Source organism: Spirillospora albida, assembly GCF_000718255.1.
Lineage (GTDB): Bacteria > Actinomycetota > Actinomycetes > Streptosporangiales > Streptosporangiaceae > Spirillospora > Spirillospora albida.
Genome location: NZ_JOFJ01000012.1, coordinates 114,071 through 128,347 on the forward strand (window position 1 = coordinate 114,071; position 14,277 = coordinate 128,347).

Below are 14,277 nucleotides of genomic sequence, written 5' to 3' on the forward strand. Positions count from 1 at the left end.
GTACGATCGGTGTCACGGAACATCCCAGGTTGGAGAGTCGACAATGCCCCCGCTCAGGTCACGCACGGTCACGCACGGCAGGAACATGGCGGGCGCCCGCGCCCTCATGCGGGCCAGCGGCGTCCAGCGCGAGGACTTCGGCAAGCCGATCGTCGCCGTCGCGAACAGCTTCACCCAGTTCGTGCCGGGCCACGTGCACCTGGACGAGGTCGGCAAGGTCGTCGCCGGGGCCGTCCGGGAGGCCGGCGGCGTGCCCCGCGAGTTCAACACGATCGCCGTGGACGACGGCATCGCGATGGGCCACGCCGGCATGCTCTACTCGCTGCCGTCCCGCGAGGTGATCGCGGACGCCATCGAGTACATGGTCAACGCGCACTGCGCCGACGCGCTCGTCTGCGTCTCCAACTGCGACAAGATCACTCCGGGGATGATGCTGGCCGCGCTGCGGCTGAACATCCCGACGGTGTTCGTGTCCGGCGGGCCGATGGAGGCCGGCAAGCCCGTCGAGGGCGTCATGGGCGGCAACAAGCTCGACCTGATCGACCCGATCATCGCGTCCGCGGACGGCTCCGTCCCCGACGACAAGCTCCTCGAGATGGAGGAGAGCGCCTGCCCCACCTGCGGGTCCTGCTCCGGCATGTTCACGGCCAACTCCATGAACTGCCTCACCGAGGCGATCGGGCTCGCGCTGCCCGGCAACGGCACCGTCCTCGCCACCCACACCGCCCGCCGCCGCCTCTACGAGGACGCGGGCCGCACCGTCGTGGAGATCGCGAAGCGGTACTACGACGGCGACGACGCGTCCGTCCTGCCGCTGAACATCGCCACCAAGGAGGCCTTCGAGAACGCGATGGTCCTCGACATCGCGATGGGCGGCTCCACCAACACGATCCTGCACCTGCTCGCCGCGGCCCACGAGGGCGGCGTCGACTTCGGCCTGACCGACATCGACGAGCTGTCGCGCCGCGTCCCGTGCGTCTGCAAGCTGGCCCCCGCGACCGGCAAGTACCACGTGGAGGACTGCCACCGCGCCGGCGGCATCCCGGCCCTGCTCGGCGAGCTGGACCGCGCCGGCCTGCTGCACCGCGGCACCCACTCGGTCCACTCCGCGTCCCTGGCGGAGTTCCTCGCCAAGTGGGACGTCCTGTCCCCCGCCGCGCTTCCCGAGGCGGTGGAGCTGTTCCACGCGGCGCCGGGCGGCGTCCGTAGCACGTCCGCGTTCAGCCAGAGCGCCCGCTGGGAAGAGCTCGACCTCGACCGCGAGCACGGCTGCATCCGCTCCGCCGAGCACGCCTACACCGCCGACGGCGGCCTCGCCGTCCTGCGCGGCAACATCGCCCCCGACGGCGCCATCGTCAAGACGGCGGGCGTCGAGGAGGAGCTGTGGACCTTCACCGGTCCCGCCGTCGTCTTCGAGTCGCAGGACGACGCGGTCGAGGGCATCCTCGGCGGCCGGGTCAAGGCGGGCGACGTCGTCGTCATCCGCTACGAGGGCCCCAAGGGCGGCCCCGGCATGCAGGAGATGCTCTACCCGACGAGCTTCCTCAAGGGCCGCGGCCTCGGCAAGGCGTGCGCCCTGATCACCGACGGCCGGTTCTCCGGCGGCACGTCCGGGCTGTCCATCGGGCACGCCTCCCCCGAGGCCGCCGGCGGCGGCGTCATCGCCCTCGTGCAGGACGGCGACCGCGTCGTCATCGACATCCCGAACCGGGTGCTGGAGCTGGACGTCCCCGCCGACGAGCTGGAGATCCGCCGCGAGAAGCTGCTCGCCGACCTCGGCGGCTACCGCCCCCGCGACCGGTACCGCCCGGTCAGCGCCGCCCTCCGCGCCTACGCCGCGATGGCGACGTCCGCCGCGACCGGCGCCGCACGCGACGTCTCCCAGCTCGAACGCTGAGCATTACCCGCCGCGTAATCGCGCCCGTTCCGCCGCGGCGGCAGAGTGGGTGACGTCAGGCGGGGCCATCGGACCGGTGGCCCCGGCCACCCGCTCCCTCAGGAGACGTCGATGACCGCGTACGCTCTCGCCCACCTTCGCCCGCAGCCGCCCCTGCACGAGGACGTGTTCGTCTACATGGAGCGCATCCAGGAGACGCTGGACCCGTTCGGCGGCCGCTTCCTCGTCCACGGCACCACCCCCGAGGTGAAAGAGGGGCCGGTGGAGGGCACCTACGTCCTGATCGGGTTCCCCGACATGGAGCAGGCCCGCGCCTGGTACGCGTCGGACGCCTACCAGGCGATCCTCCCCATGCGCGCCGACCACATCGCGGGCACCGCCGTCCTGCTCGACGGCGTCCCCGCGGACTACGACGCCGCCGCCACCGGCAAGGCCCTGCGCGCGGCGCAGGGCTCGTAGCCGGTCTCGCGGGGCGGTGCTACGAGCAGCAGCCTCCGCCGCAGCAACCGCCGCCGCCCGCGGGCTTCGGCGGGGGCGCCGTGCCCCGGGACGTGCCGGTGACGGCGACCGTGGACAGCAGCTTGACCGTGTCGTCGTGCCCCTCCGGGCACGGCGCCGGATCGGACGCGTTGATCATCGGGCGGGAGACCTCGAAGGTGGACCCGCAGGCGCGGCAGCGGTAGTCATAGCGTGGCACGCGCCCAGCATAAGGTCGCGCGGCCGGGTGGTGGCGGTCAGGCGGCCGGCTCGGACACGTACGGCGCCCACTGCGGATCCCCGTCGTGGACGATGCCGATCAGCCGCCAGTGCGCGCCGCGGGGCACGCCGGGCGTGACGCTGAGCGTCCAGCCGAGTTCCTCCAGCAGCCGGTCGGCCTTGCGGTGGTTGCACGTCGTGCAGGACGCGACGCAGTTCTCCCAGGTGTGGGGGCCGCCGCGGCTGCGCGGCTGGACGTGGTCGATCGTCTCGGCGCGGCGGCCGCAGTACACGCAGCGGAAGTTGTCACGCCGCATCAGCGCCGCGCGGGTCAGCGGCACGCGCGTGCGGAACGGGATCCGGACGTAGCGGCGGAGCCGGATGACCGACGGGACCTCGATCGCCATCGTGGCGGAGTGGAGGACCGCGCCCGAGGTGTCGTGGTGGACGATCTCGGCCTTCTCCCGGAGCACGAGGCAGACCGCCCGCCGGAGCGGAAGCGTGGTGAGGGGTTCGTACGTCGCGTTCAGGAGGAGGACTTGCCGCATCAGACGCCCTCCACCGGGGCATACCGGCTGTTCGCCCCGGTGGGCGCGGCTCCGCGCGCCTCCCACCGAGGCCCGGTTATCGTCTCCGGCACCTGTGAACCCGCCATGAGGACCTCCCCAGGGGCGAACCGACCCACCTCAGTGTGGCCTCTTGAGGACGCGATCCGCTACCCCATTGCTCCCCCTTCGCGCGCGGAATCGAACGTAAAGGTCTCGACCGGATCGCCGTGACGAGCGGATACTCCCCGCCGCGCAATACAGTGCGGGTCATGACGCCGTACCCGCCCGCGCACCGCCAGGACATCGTCGACGACCTCCACGGCCACCGGGTCCCCGACCCGTACCGCTGGCTGGAGGACGCCGACGGCGAAGCGACGCTGAGCTGGCTCGCCGCGCAGGACGAGCTGTTCCACAAGGTCGTCGACGCGCTCCCCGGCCGCGACCGGCTGCGCGCACGGCTCGGCGAGCTGCTGGGCTCGGGCAGCGTCGGCTCCCCCGTCTGGCGCGGCGAGCGGCGGTTCTTCACCCGCCGCACCGCCGAGCAGGAGCATCCCGTCCTCTACACCGTCGACCCGGACGGCACGGAGCGCGCGCTCGTCGACCCCATGCGCCTCGACCCGGACGGGACGACGACGCTCGACGGCTGGCAGCCCGACAAGGAGGGCCGGCTCCTCGCCTACAAGGTGTCGACGGGAGGCGACGAGGAGTCCCTCCTCTACGTCATCGACGTCGCGTCCGGCGAACGGGTCGACGGGCCGATCGACCGCAGCCGCGAGTCGTCGGTCGCCTGGCTGCCCGGCGGCGAGGCGTTCTACTACGCGCGGCGGCTGCCCGGCGACGAGGTCCCGGCGGGCGAGCACCAGTACCACCGGCGCGTCTACCTGCACCGCCTCGGCACCGACCCCGACGAGGACACCCTCATCTTCGGCGCGGGGATGGACAAGACGAACTACTACGGGGTCGGTGTCAGCCGCGACGGCCGCTGGCTCACGGTCTCCGCGTCGCAGGGCACCGCGCCCCGCAACGACCTGTGGATCGCCGACCTCGCCGCATCGTCCCCGGAGGCGCCCGAGCTCCGCGCCGTCCAGGAGGGGGTGGACGCCGAGACCGGCCTGTACGTGGGCCGCGACGGCCGCGCGTACATCTTCACCGACCGCGACGCGCCCCGGTCGCGGCTGTGCGTGGCCGACCCGTCCGACCCGTCCTACGAGACGTGGCGCGAGCTGCTCCCGGAGGACCCCGAGGCCGTCCTGAGCGACTTCGCCGTCCTCGACGATCTGGAGCGGCCGGTCCTCCTCGCCGGCTGGACGCGGCACGCCATCAGCGAGATCACCGTCCATGACCTGGAGACCGGTGAGCGGCTCGGCACCGTCCCCACCCCGGGGCTCGGCTCCATCGGCGGGATCATGGAACGGCCCGAAGGCGGCCACGAGGCGTGGTTCGGCTACACCGACAACGTCACCCCGTCCGCCGTCTACCGCTATGACGCGCGGACCGGCGAGACCACCCTGTGGGCCTCGGCGCCGGGGACGGTCTCCGTCCCCGAGATCGAGACCCGCCAGGTCACCTACACCTCGCGGGACGGGACGCGGGTGCGCATGCTGGTGTCGTCCCGTCCGGGCATGTCCGGGCCCGGTTCGCCAGAGCCGAGGCCCACGATCCTGTACGGGTACGGAGGCTTCAACATCTCGCTCACGCCCGCGTATTCGGCGTCCATCCTCGCCTGGGTCGAGGCGGGCGGCGTGTACGCGGTCGCGAACCTGCGGGGCGGCTCCGAGGAGGGCGAGGAATGGCACCGCGCCGGCATGCGCGACCGCAAGCAGAACGTCTTCGACGACTTCCACGCCGCCGCCGAGAAGCTGATCGCGGACGGCCTGACCACGCCCGCGCAGCTCGCCGTCTCCGGCGGGTCGAACGGCGGCCTGCTCGTCGGCGCCGCGCTCACCCAGCGGCCGGACCTGTACCGGGCGGTCGTCTGCTCCGCGCCGCTGCTCGACATGGTCCGCTACGAGCGGTTCGGGCTGGGCCAGACCTGGAACGACGAGTACGGGACGGCCGACGACCCCGAAGAGCTCGGCTGGCTCCTCTCCTACTCCCCCTACCACCACGTCCACCCGGGGACGGCCTACCCCGCCGTCCTCTTCACGGTCTTCGGCAGCGACACGCGGGTGGACCCCCTGCACGCCCGCAAGCTGTGCGCCGCGCTCCAGCACGCCACGGCGTCCGACGCCCCGATCCTGCTCCGCAACGAGAAGGAGGTCGGGCATTCCGCCCGCTCGGTGTCGCGCTCGATCGCCCTGATGACGGACACCCTGTCGTTCCTCGCCGCGCAGACCGGCCTCGATCTGGCGGGGTGAGGCGGATCACGCGGGGGTAGGAGGCCCGATACGCTTCCGGCCCTTATTTGACACGTGGCCTAATGCGGGGGTGACCGCCACGGTGGAGAACACGTCCTTGAAACGGGTGCTCGACCTGCTCGCGCACGCCCCCGCCGACCCCGACGCCGGCGCCGGATACCTCGACCTGCTCGGGCCGCGGGCCGAGCCCGCGCGCTCGCCCGCCCAGGCGGCGATGCAGTCGGCGTTCCTGCCGCAGATCTACGAGAAGGTGTGGCGGCCCATCGGCTTCAACCTCGCCAAGGGCTGGCCGATCGGCCCCGACACCGCCACCGAGCAGGCCACCGTCCGCCGCCGCCTCGGCCTCGGCCGGCCCCGCGCCCCGGACAGGCCGGCCGCCACCGTCCTCGACGTGGCCTGCGGCCCCGGCAACACGACCCGCGCGCTCGCGGCCGGCGTCGGCAAGGGCGGCCTGACCGTCGGCCTCGACGCGTCCGCCACGATGCTCGCCCGCGCCGTCGCCGACACCGGCGCCATGGGCTCCGCCGGCACCGGCGTTTTCGGCACCGACGATACCGGCGCTCCGGATATCGCCTACGTCCGCGGCGACGCCGCCGACCTGCCGTTCCGCGACGCGGTCTTCGACGCCGTCTCCTGCCTGGGCGCCCTGTACCTCTTCGACGATCCGTGGACGGCGGTCGACGGCATGACCCGCGTCCTGAGACCGGGCGGCCGCCTCGTCATCCTCACGTCCCGGCGCCCGCTGCTGCCCCTCGCCGGCCTGGGCAGCGCCCTCGTCGGCCGCGCCGCCGGCCTCACCGTCTTCGGCGACCGCGAGGTCACGACGGCCCTCGCGGACCGGGGCTTCACGGCCGTCGAGCAGCACCGCTACCCGCTGATGCAGCTGGTCTCGGGCCGTCGTCCATGACCGGCGGAAGACGGGAGCCCCGGGCCGCGGCCCACGCCGCGCCGCGCCGCCGGCGTGTCCACCGCGGCCCGGGTGCCTGACGAGCCACTCCGCGAGGCGCCGGCGCTCAGCGGAGTGTCTTCTCGATATAGATGTTGACGATGCCGCCGATCGTCTCGCGGCGCGTCTCCGTCCAGCCGAAGTTGTCGTAGAGCGCGAGCGCGGGGCGCTGCAGCTCGGTGGTGTCGGCGCGCAGGACGCGGTAGCCGTACTCCCGGGCGCGCTCCTCCAGCGCGGTGACCACGGCGGTGCCGTAGCCGCGGCGCTGGACGTCCGGGCGCACGCGCAGACGGACCATCTCCACGGCGTCGAGGGTGGAGCCGCCGGGGGCGTAGCCGCCGAACGCGCGGGCGCGGCCGCCGGGGACGAGGTCGGCGCGGCGGAGGCCGCCCATCGCGACGATGGCGCCGCCCGCCTCGCCGACGAGGAACTCCCCGTCGTTGCGCAGGTAGATGTCCTCCATGCGGAAGAAGTCGTGGTCGTAGTAGACGCCGTCACCGGGGCGGAGACCGACCTGGGCCAGACCCTCGCGGTGCAGGGCGAGGACGGTGGCGTGGTCGGCGGCGCGGTAGCGCCGCAGCCGCAGGTCGCCGAACGCCCAGACGGGCGGTTCCACCTGGAGGCGGACGAGTGCGCGCGCGCCGGCCCCGGTCGGCTCGGACGCGGGACGCGGGGGCAGGGCGCCCTCTGCGCGGTCGCCGGACCCGTGCGAGGGGGCGCCGTCGGGTGTGCCCATCCGCGGTCAGACCTGCTCGCTGGGGGCCGGATCGCCGGTGGGGCTCGTCACCCACGAGCCGGACAGGGCCTCGTAGAAGTCCTTCAGCCCGGGGAAGTCCGGGTGCTTGGCCCCGACGGCGGCACCGATCTGCCGGGCGCGGTGGACGAGGATGTCCGACCGGTGGGGCTCCGGCAGGTCGAGGATCGCCTCCCGGCCGCCGTGCAGCGCCGCGTCCGGCTCACCGGCGTGCAGCCGGCACATGGCGCGATCGAGGCGGACGAGCGTCAGGTCGACGCGGTCGGTCGGGGCGTAGAGGGTGAGCGCGCGGCTCAGCACCTCGTCGCCGTGCCGGTGGTCGCCGAGGCTGGTGAACGTGTCGCCCTCGTAGAACGCCATCTGCCGGTCGGTGAAGCCGAACACGAGGTCGCCGGTGTCGGCCTTCGACAGCTGGTCGAACACCGACCGGCCGCGGACCAGGGCGCGCCGGGCGCTGGGCGCGGCGTCGCCGCGGCCGCGCATCGCGAGCATTCCGAGCGCGCGCGCCTCCACGGCGGGCGCCATCGCGGCGGCCACGCCGGGCGTGCGGCCGGCGAGGTCCTGCGCCTTGCGGGCCAGGTGCAGCGCCTCGCGGGGGTCGCCGTAGTACATCGGGACGAGCGCCTCCCGGACGGTCACCCAGGCGCGCAGCTGCCGGTCGCCGGTCTCGTCGGCGGCGGTGCGGGCGGTCCGGAAGAACGACCGGGCGAGCCGGTGGTCACCGAGATTGATCATGATCAGGCCGGACAGCCCCGACAGCTGCGCGGCGATCCGGCACAGCCGCTCCTGCAGCTCGACCGGCTGCCGCTTGTCGCACATGCGGCGCACCTCGCTGAAGTCGAGCAGCACGTCGCAGAGCATCCGCAGGGACGGGGTGGCCTGGTACTGCTGGCCGTACCCGTAGGTCGTCTCCTCCCACTGGTCGAGCATCGTGGGCGAGACCGTCGCCCCCACGAGCGTGTCGTCCATCTTGCGGCGAAGGTTGTCGACCGCACCGAGGAACTGGCCGTCGAGCGCCACGCCCGCTCCGGCCAGGAGTTGCAGCAGGGTCCTGCGAAGCACGATGTCCTCCTCTCCTACATCCATCGTTGGGGGGCCGTCGGCGCGGGTGAGGCCCCTGAGGTCGTTGACGGTGGTCCAGGGCCGCTCCTCGGCCCGGGGGATGATCGCCCCGACGAGCGGGGCCTCGGGTTCGCGCACCCGCGCCCGCTCCCCACCGCGCGGCGGCGGGACCGCGGCGCCGGCGGAGGGTCGCACGGCGTGCCCGCGGCCGCAGATGCAGGGGCTCTGGTAGCCCAGGTCGTCGGGCTCGACCCGGTACACGGCGCAGAGGTAGTGCAGGTACTCCGGCCCGGGTCTCTTGTAGCCGCTCTCGTAGGCCGACAGCAGCGTCTCGCCGAGCCGCGGCGGCGGTTTGCCGTCGATCTCGTACAGCGCCCTGACCTGCGCGACGATGTCGGACAGCGCGACGCCGTGGGCCAGCCGGTGGGCCTTGACCCGGCTGGTGCCGAACAGCGGCCCGCACTGCTCGTGGACGTGCCGCGCGATCTCGTTGGGGCCGAGGTCCCGGGCGAGGCCGGTCGCCCGGATCCTGCGCGCGGTCTCGGTCTCCTTGCGTGGGGGGTCTGACATAGGTCTCCGGCCTCCTCACCGCTGGTCGGAAACGTCCATCTCGGGGAAGTGGGACGTTCCCGTCACGGCGACCGGTAAGTGGATGGCCACGACAGATAATCTCTCGCGCACGCAGCGTAACCCTCACCCCTGGGCCAGCCAAGCGATTCGCAAGAAACGAGCGGCCCGGGGTGTGACCTCCTGCACAGAGGTAGAGATTCTTCCTCCCGGGGTGGAAGAACTTCCGCCTGAGGTGGGGTAATCCGGTTCTTTGCGCCCTGGATCGCCCCTTGACCCGAGAGGGTGAGAGTTGCAATTCTCGCCGCGAGTGACGAACTCGATCCGCAGAGTGGATCGACCGCGAGGCGCCGGGCCGCGAGGCCCCGCCGTCCGGGAGACCGGGCGCGGACGGTCCGTGTCCGCGGCGGGACCGACGGAGGGAGTGCGCAGGTGATCAGCGACGGCCGCGTCGGATACCTCGAAGAGCTGGAGCACGAGCTCGACACGCGGGGGCTCCTGGCCCGCGTCGTCCGGACCCGTTCCGGGCCGGCGTTCCTCCGGGTCGTGAACCCGGAGGCCGCGAGCCTCGCCGAGGACGTGACGTGCGCGCCCGCCCCCGGCGCGCCCGAGTGCCCCCTCTACTACTGGTGGTCCTGGGGCGAGCGCATGCACCGGGTGGACGACCCCGGCGGCGCCGCCCTGAAGGTCGCCAACGTCCTCCAGCCCCTGACCGGGTGGCCCTCGGGCCACCGCTGAGACCGGACGTGCCCCGTGGGGCCGCGGCCGGTAACGGCGCGGCAGCCGCGGACCCCACGGGGCACGTTCGCCCTCCCCGGCCACGTCACCCCGTCTCCCCGGCGAGTACGAACCGGTCGGCACGGTCCCCTACGATCGGCTCGTACGTGCCGCAGGTCCACGGCGAGGTGCCGGACGCACCGCCGGCCGGGGAGGGTCCGCCCGATGTCACTCGTTCTCGAATCGCTGCTGCCCTGGGTCCAGGACGGCACACCCGAGAAGGCGTGCAACGACAGCACGCCGACGATGACCTGCCGGATCGTCTGGAACGTCTCGCACAACACCGACTTCACCCGGTTCTGGGCGACCTGGCTCGACAAGGCGCTCTGGATCGTCATCACGTTCGTGGTGGCGCTGATCATCCGGAACCTCACGCACCGCACGATCACACGGGTGACGCTGCGGATGGCCGAGGGGACGATGTCCGAGCGGGTCCGCGAACGGACGCGCACCGTCTTCGACGGCAGTCCCGCCCTGCTCAACCAGCGGCGCGCCCAGCGCGCCAAGACGCTCGGCTCGGTGCTGCGCTCCATCGCGTCCATCGTCATCATGGGGACGGCGACGTTCAGCATCCTCGGCTCGCTCGGCCTGAACCTGACGCCCATCCTCGCCAGCGCCAGCGTGATCGGCGTCGCCGTCGGGTTCGGCGCGCAGAGCATCGTCCGCGACCTCCTCGCCGGGCTGTTCATGCTGCTGGAGGACCAGTACGGCGTGGGCGACATCATCGACGTGGGCACCGCCAAGGGCACGGTCGAGGCCGTCACGCTGCGGGTCACCCGGATGCGGGACGTCAACGGCGTCGTGTGGTACGTCCCGAACGGCGAGATCAAGAAGGTCGGGAACGAGTCGCAGAACTGGGGCCGGACCGTCCTGGACATCCCGGTCGACATCAGCGAGGACACCGAGAAGGTCAAGGAGATCCTCCAGGCGACCGCCGACGTCCTGGCCGCGGACCCCAACTGGGAGGAGCTCATCCTGGAGCAGCCCTCCGTCTGGGGGGTGCAGGCCCTCGCCGGGGACGCCCTCGTGATCCGCGTCGTGCTGAAGACCGCCCCGGGCAAGCAGGGCGACGTGGCCCGCGAGCTGCGCGAGCGTGTGAAGAACGCGTTCGACGAGGCGGGCGTCTCGGTCGCCACCCCCACCGCCGGCTGATGATCGCATAAGCTGGGGGGCGATATGGCTGACAAGGTGACCTTCTATGAGGCGGTCGGCGGCGAGGAGACCTTCCGGCGCCTGGTCCACCGCTTCTACCAGGGTGTCGCGAACGATCCCGAACTGCGCGCGCTCTACCCGGAGGAGGACCTCGGCCCCGCCGAGGACAGGCTGCGGCTGTTCCTCATGCAGTACTGGGGCGGCCCCGGCACCTACGGCGAGCAGCGGGGGCATCCGCGCCTGCGGATGCGGCACGTCCCGTTCGTGATCGGGGAGAGGGAGCGCGACCTGTGGCTCAAGCACATGCGCGACGCGGTCGACGAACTCGACCTCCCCGATGAGCTCGAGAAGATGCTGTGGGACTACTTCACGATGGCGGCGAAGACGCTCGTGAACGCCCCGTCCTGACCCCGTTCGGGGAGGGGCGCGGCGGGTAGGCCGCCGGGTATGACGGTCTCCCCCTGGTGGCGCGACGCCGTGGTGTACGAGGTCTACGTGCGCAGCTTCGCGGACGGGAACGGCGACGGCGAGGGCGATCTGCGGGGCGTGCGGTCCCGGCTCGGCCACCTGCGCGACCTCGGGGTGGACGCGCTGTGGCTCACCCCGTTCTACCCGTCCCCGCTGGCCGACGGCGGCTACGACGTCGCGGACTACCGCGGCGTCGATCCCCGCTTCGGCACGTTGGACGACTTCGACGCGCTGGTCGCCGACGTCCACGCTCACGGGCTGCGCCTGATCATCGACATCGTCCCGAACCACACGTCCGACCGGCATCCCTGGTTCCGGGAGGCGGTCGGCGCGCCGCCGGGGTCGCCCGCCCGCGACCGGTACATCTTCCGGCGGGGCAGGCCCGGCCCGGACGGGGAGGACCCGCCGAACGACTGGCCGTCGGCGTTCGGCGGCCCGGCCTGGACGCGCCTGCCCGACGGGGAGTGGTACCTCCACCTGTTCGCGACCGAGCAGCCGGACCTCAACTGGCGCGATCCCACCGTGCGGAGCGAGTTCGAGGACATCCTCCGGTTCTGGCTGGACCGGGGCGTGGACGGCTTCCGCATCGACGTCGCGGCCGGCCTGGTGAAGGACGCGTCGTTCCGCGACCTCGCCGGACGCGACCACCGCGTCGTGAGCGGCCCGATCTACAGCCGTCCCGAGGTGCACGAGATCTACCGGCGCTGGCGGCGCGTCCTCGACGGGTACGGCGGCGACCGCATGGCGATCGGCGAGGTGTGGACGGACGGGCCGGAGGAGCTCGCGCGCTACCTCCGTCCGGACGAGCTGCACCAGGTCTTCCAGTTCGACCTCCAGCTCGCCCCCTGGTCGGCCTCCGCGTTCCGCGAGGTCGTGTTGGCCGCACTGGCGGCGGTGGCGCCGACCGGAGCGGCCCCCACCTGGGTGCTGTCCAGCCATGACTCCGTCCGGCACCGCACCCGTTACGAGCGGCCGCTCAGCATGCCCGGGGTCGGGACGGCGCGGGCCAAGGCGGCGCTCCTCCTCCTCTTGGCGCTGCCGGGCTCGGCGTACCTGTACCAGGGCGAGGAACTGGGACTGCCGGAGGTCACCGACCTGCCCGACGGGGCCCGCCAGGACCCGATCTGGAAGCGCAGCCGGGGAGGGCTGCCGGGACGGGACGGATGCCGCGTCCCGCTCCCCTGGTCGGGCACCGAGGAGCCGTTCGGGTTCGGCCCTCCGGGCGTCCGGCCGTGGCTGCCGATGCCCGCCGGCTGGGCGTCGCTGACGGTCGAGGCGCAGGCGTCCGACCCGTCCTCCATGCTGGCGTTCTACCGGGAGGCGCTGGCCATGCGCCGCACCCTGCGCGGCGACCTCCCCGAAGACCTGACGTGGCTCGACGCGCCCGAGACCGCGCTGTTCTTCCGGCGCGGGCCGCTCACGCTCGCGCTCAACTGCGGCGACCACCCCGTCCGGCTTCCGCCCGGACGTCCCCTGCTCACGACCGCACCGCTGTACGGCGACCTGCTGCCCGGCGACGCGGCCGCCTGGCTCCGCACCCGGGGGTGAGTCGCGGCGCGTGGCGCCCAGGCGATGCCCGGCGAGCGCCACGCGCCGCGGAACGACGGCGCTACAGCGGCGGACGCTGCAGCCGCAGCGGGTCGTCGGCAGCCGGAGCGGTCGTCATCGTCCGCATGGCGGGCTCGACGTCCGCCCACCGCAGCAGGTCGGCGACCGCCTTCTCCTTCTGCGCCGCCGGCAGCACGCCGATCAGGCGGCCGCTGTGGTTCAGGCCGGGCACGACGTAGACGGACGAGTCACGGGTGCCCCGTCCGAGCCGGAACGGCTCCGCGCCCCACGGGTCGTTCCCGCCGTACAGGAACATCAGCCGGCTGCCCTGCGACCGGACCCACCGGTCGATGTCCCGCATCGCCGTGCCGCGGTCGAACCGCATCGGAATGTCGCGCGGGACGTAGGTGCGCGGCTGGTAGCTGCTCTCGTACCGCAGCAGCGGGCGCAGGTGCACGAACTTCGGCGACGGCCACCCCAGCTGCGTTCCCGCCTGGTAGTAGTACGGGATGTACGGGGAAAGGCCCTGGTCGCTGTAGAACGACAGGCCCGAAACGGCGTCGAGCGTCGCGTAGATGTCATCGTCCGAGGCGTCCAGGGCGGGCAGGGACGCGCAGTCCGACTGGAGGCTGTACTGCCAGAACGCCCACTCGTAGTCCATGACGGAGTTCTCGAACGCGCGGTCGGGCGTGAGCAGGATCGAGAACGTCAGGCCGTCCTTCTCGATGGCCTTCTGGAACCGCTGCAGCATCGCCGGGCGCCGCTCGAGGAATTCGCGGGCGAGGCCCTTCACGTGGGCGCGGCATTTCGCGTCGGTGCCGACCGTCCGGAAGAACCGGTCGTACGCCCGGTCATCGTTGTTGTCCACGTCGTTCGGCGCCACGTAGACGACGCTGCCGTCCACGTCGCGGGGGTAGAAGCGCTTGTGGTAGACGGCCGTCATGCCGCCCTTGCTCGCCCCCGTCGAGATCCATTTCGCCTTGTAGATCCGCTTCAGCGCGCCGATGAGCCGGTGCTCGTCCGTGGCGGCCTGCCAGATGGTGTCCTTCTTCCAGTCCGCCGGCTCCGGCCGCGACGGGGTGAAGTACCGGTACTCGACCGAGATCTGGTTCCCGTCCACCAGCGCCGTCGGCTCCGCCGTGAACATCCGCTCCGGGGTGTTGTAGCCGCTCGTGTAGAGCACCATCGGGCGCTCCGCCGCCTTGTGCTGGAGCATGATGCGCTGCTCGAACCACTGCCCCTTCGGCTTGCGGTGGTCGACCGGCTGGCGGTACGACAGCCAGAACCAGCGGTACCCGGGCAGGTTCGAGGTCTTCTCCGTTACCGTCATGCCGGGAATGGCCTTCAGCCGGTCCGCGATGTCGTCCGCCCCGGCCGCCGCCGAGGAGACGCCGGTTCCGGCCAGTCCGGCCGCGAGCAGCAGTGCCAGTGCCCCTTGTGAGACGCGCCGCATGGTGCCCCTTTCGTCGTGGGATCTCCACAATTCGTGGTGACACTAAGGGAGA

Annotated in this window: 13 protein-coding genes; 8 read left to right on the forward strand and 5 right to left on the reverse strand. The window is 72.5% G+C overall.

The annotated features are described in order from the left end of the window. Positions 1 to 43: 43 nt before the first annotated feature. Together ilvD and IE99_RS0116770 are read left to right on the forward strand one after the other, a co-directional pair. The gene (gene ilvD, locus IE99_RS0116765) at positions 44 to 1,897 is read left to right on the forward strand and encodes a dihydroxy-acid dehydratase (protein ID WP_030171061.1); all 1,854 of its coding nucleotides are present in this window, start codon (positions 44 to 46) and stop codon (positions 1,895 to 1,897) included. Positions 1,898 to 2,008: 111 nt separating this feature from the next. Beyond that, positions 2,009 to 2,356 carry a DUF1330 domain-containing protein gene (locus tag IE99_RS0116770; RefSeq protein ID WP_030171063.1) on the forward strand — a complete coding sequence of 116 codons (348 nt, stop codon included), beginning with the start codon at positions 2,009 to 2,011 and terminating at the stop codon, positions 2,354 to 2,356. Positions 2,357 to 2,375: 19 nt separating this feature from the next. On the opposite strand, the gene IE99_RS0116775 is transcribed toward IE99_RS0116770, so the two are convergent. Continuing rightward, complete coding sequence (locus IE99_RS0116775) at positions 2,376 to 2,594, reverse strand: FmdB family zinc ribbon protein (protein ID WP_030171066.1); 219 nt, start codon at positions 2,592 to 2,594, stop codon at positions 2,376 to 2,378. A gap of 37 nt (positions 2,595 to 2,631) precedes the next feature. Beyond that, on the reverse strand, positions 2,632 to 3,141 hold the full coding sequence (locus IE99_RS0116780) for an HNH endonuclease (protein WP_030171069.1): 510 nt from the start codon (positions 3,139 to 3,141) through the stop codon (positions 2,632 to 2,634). A 269-nt stretch (positions 3,142 to 3,410) separates the two neighbouring features. Here IE99_RS0116780 and IE99_RS0116785 point away from each other — a divergent pair, with 269 nt between their 5' ends. Then, entirely contained in the window at positions 3,411 to 5,498 is a 2,088-nt protein-coding gene (locus IE99_RS0116785; RefSeq protein WP_030171072.1) for a prolyl oligopeptidase family serine peptidase, read from the forward strand. A gap of 70 nt (positions 5,499 to 5,568) precedes the next feature. Continuing rightward, positions 5,569 to 6,405: a class I SAM-dependent methyltransferase gene (locus tag IE99_RS0116790; protein WP_245623235.1), complete on the forward strand. Its 837-nt coding sequence runs from the start codon at positions 5,569 to 5,571 to the stop codon at positions 6,403 to 6,405. A 106-nt stretch (positions 6,406 to 6,511) separates the two neighbouring features. Here IE99_RS0116790 and IE99_RS0116795 read toward each other — a convergent pair whose 3' ends face one another. Both IE99_RS0116795 and IE99_RS0116800 read right to left on the reverse strand, forming a co-directional pair. After that, on the reverse strand, positions 6,512 to 7,180 hold the full coding sequence (locus tag IE99_RS0116795; RefSeq protein WP_084219552.1) for a GNAT family N-acetyltransferase: 669 nt from the start codon (positions 7,178 to 7,180) through the stop codon (positions 6,512 to 6,514). Between the two features lie 6 nt (positions 7,181 to 7,186). Then, positions 7,187 to 8,830 carry an NsdA family TPR-like regulatory protein gene (locus IE99_RS0116800; protein ID WP_030171086.1) on the reverse strand — a complete coding sequence of 548 codons (1,644 nt, stop codon included), beginning with the start codon at positions 8,828 to 8,830 and terminating at the stop codon, positions 7,187 to 7,189. Between the two features lie 429 nt (positions 8,831 to 9,259). Between IE99_RS0116800 and IE99_RS0116805 the strand changes: the two genes are divergently transcribed. The 4 genes from IE99_RS0116805 (at position 9,260) to IE99_RS0116820 (ending at position 12,772) form a co-directional block, all read left to right on the forward strand. Continuing rightward, the gene (locus IE99_RS0116805) at positions 9,260 to 9,565 is read left to right on the forward strand and encodes a hypothetical protein (RefSeq protein WP_030171089.1); all 306 of its coding nucleotides are present in this window, start codon (positions 9,260 to 9,262) and stop codon (positions 9,563 to 9,565) included. A gap of 204 nt (positions 9,566 to 9,769) precedes the next feature. After that, complete coding sequence (locus IE99_RS0116810) at positions 9,770 to 10,756, forward strand: mechanosensitive ion channel family protein (protein WP_030171092.1); 987 nt, start codon at positions 9,770 to 9,772, stop codon at positions 10,754 to 10,756. 24 nt (positions 10,757 to 10,780) lie between these two features. Continuing rightward, positions 10,781 to 11,164 (forward strand): globin, encoded by a 384-nt coding sequence (locus IE99_RS0116815; protein WP_030171095.1) that lies wholly within the window; start codon positions 10,781 to 10,783, stop codon positions 11,162 to 11,164. A gap of 39 nt (positions 11,165 to 11,203) precedes the next feature. After that, on the forward strand, positions 11,204 to 12,772 hold the full coding sequence (locus tag IE99_RS0116820; protein WP_030171098.1) for a glycoside hydrolase family 13 protein: 1,569 nt from the start codon (positions 11,204 to 11,206) through the stop codon (positions 12,770 to 12,772). A gap of 61 nt (positions 12,773 to 12,833) precedes the next feature. On the opposite strand, the gene IE99_RS0116825 is transcribed toward IE99_RS0116820, so the two are convergent. Beyond that, positions 12,834 to 14,225, reverse strand: a complete 1,392-nt coding sequence (locus IE99_RS0116825; protein WP_030171101.1) for a S28 family serine protease — start codon at positions 14,223 to 14,225, stop codon at positions 12,834 to 12,836. Positions 14,226 to 14,277 lie beyond the last annotated feature (52 nt).

Bases quoted from the DNA above. Each gene is read 5' to 3' on its own strand.
- ilvD (WP_030171061.1), top strand. From the start codon at position 44: ATGCCCCCGCTCAGGTCACGCACGGTCACGCACGGCAGGAACATGGCG.
- IE99_RS0116770 (WP_030171063.1), top strand. From the start codon at position 2,009: ATGACCGCGTACGCTCTCGCCCACCTTCGCCCGCAGCCGCCCCTGCAC.
- IE99_RS0116780 (WP_030171069.1), bottom strand. From the start codon at position 3,141: ATGCGGCAAGTCCTCCTCCTGAACGCGACGTACGAACCCCTCACCACG.
- IE99_RS0116785 (WP_030171072.1), top strand. From the start codon at position 3,411: ATGACGCCGTACCCGCCCGCGCACCGCCAGGACATCGTCGACGACCTC.
- IE99_RS0116795 (WP_084219552.1), bottom strand. From the start codon at position 7,180: ATGGGCACACCCGACGGCGCCCCCTCGCACGGGTCCGGCGACCGCGCA.
- IE99_RS0116800 (WP_030171086.1), bottom strand. From the start codon at position 8,830: ATGTCAGACCCCCCACGCAAGGAGACCGAGACCGCGCGCAGGATCCGG.
- IE99_RS0116810 (WP_030171092.1), top strand. From the start codon at position 9,770: ATGTCACTCGTTCTCGAATCGCTGCTGCCCTGGGTCCAGGACGGCACA.
- IE99_RS0116815 (WP_030171095.1), top strand. From the start codon at position 10,781: ATGGCTGACAAGGTGACCTTCTATGAGGCGGTCGGCGGCGAGGAGACC.
- IE99_RS0116820 (WP_030171098.1), top strand. From the start codon at position 11,204: ATGACGGTCTCCCCCTGGTGGCGCGACGCCGTGGTGTACGAGGTCTAC.
- IE99_RS0116825 (WP_030171101.1), bottom strand. From the start codon at position 14,225: ATGCGGCGCGTCTCACAAGGGGCACTGGCACTGCTGCTCGCGGCCGGA.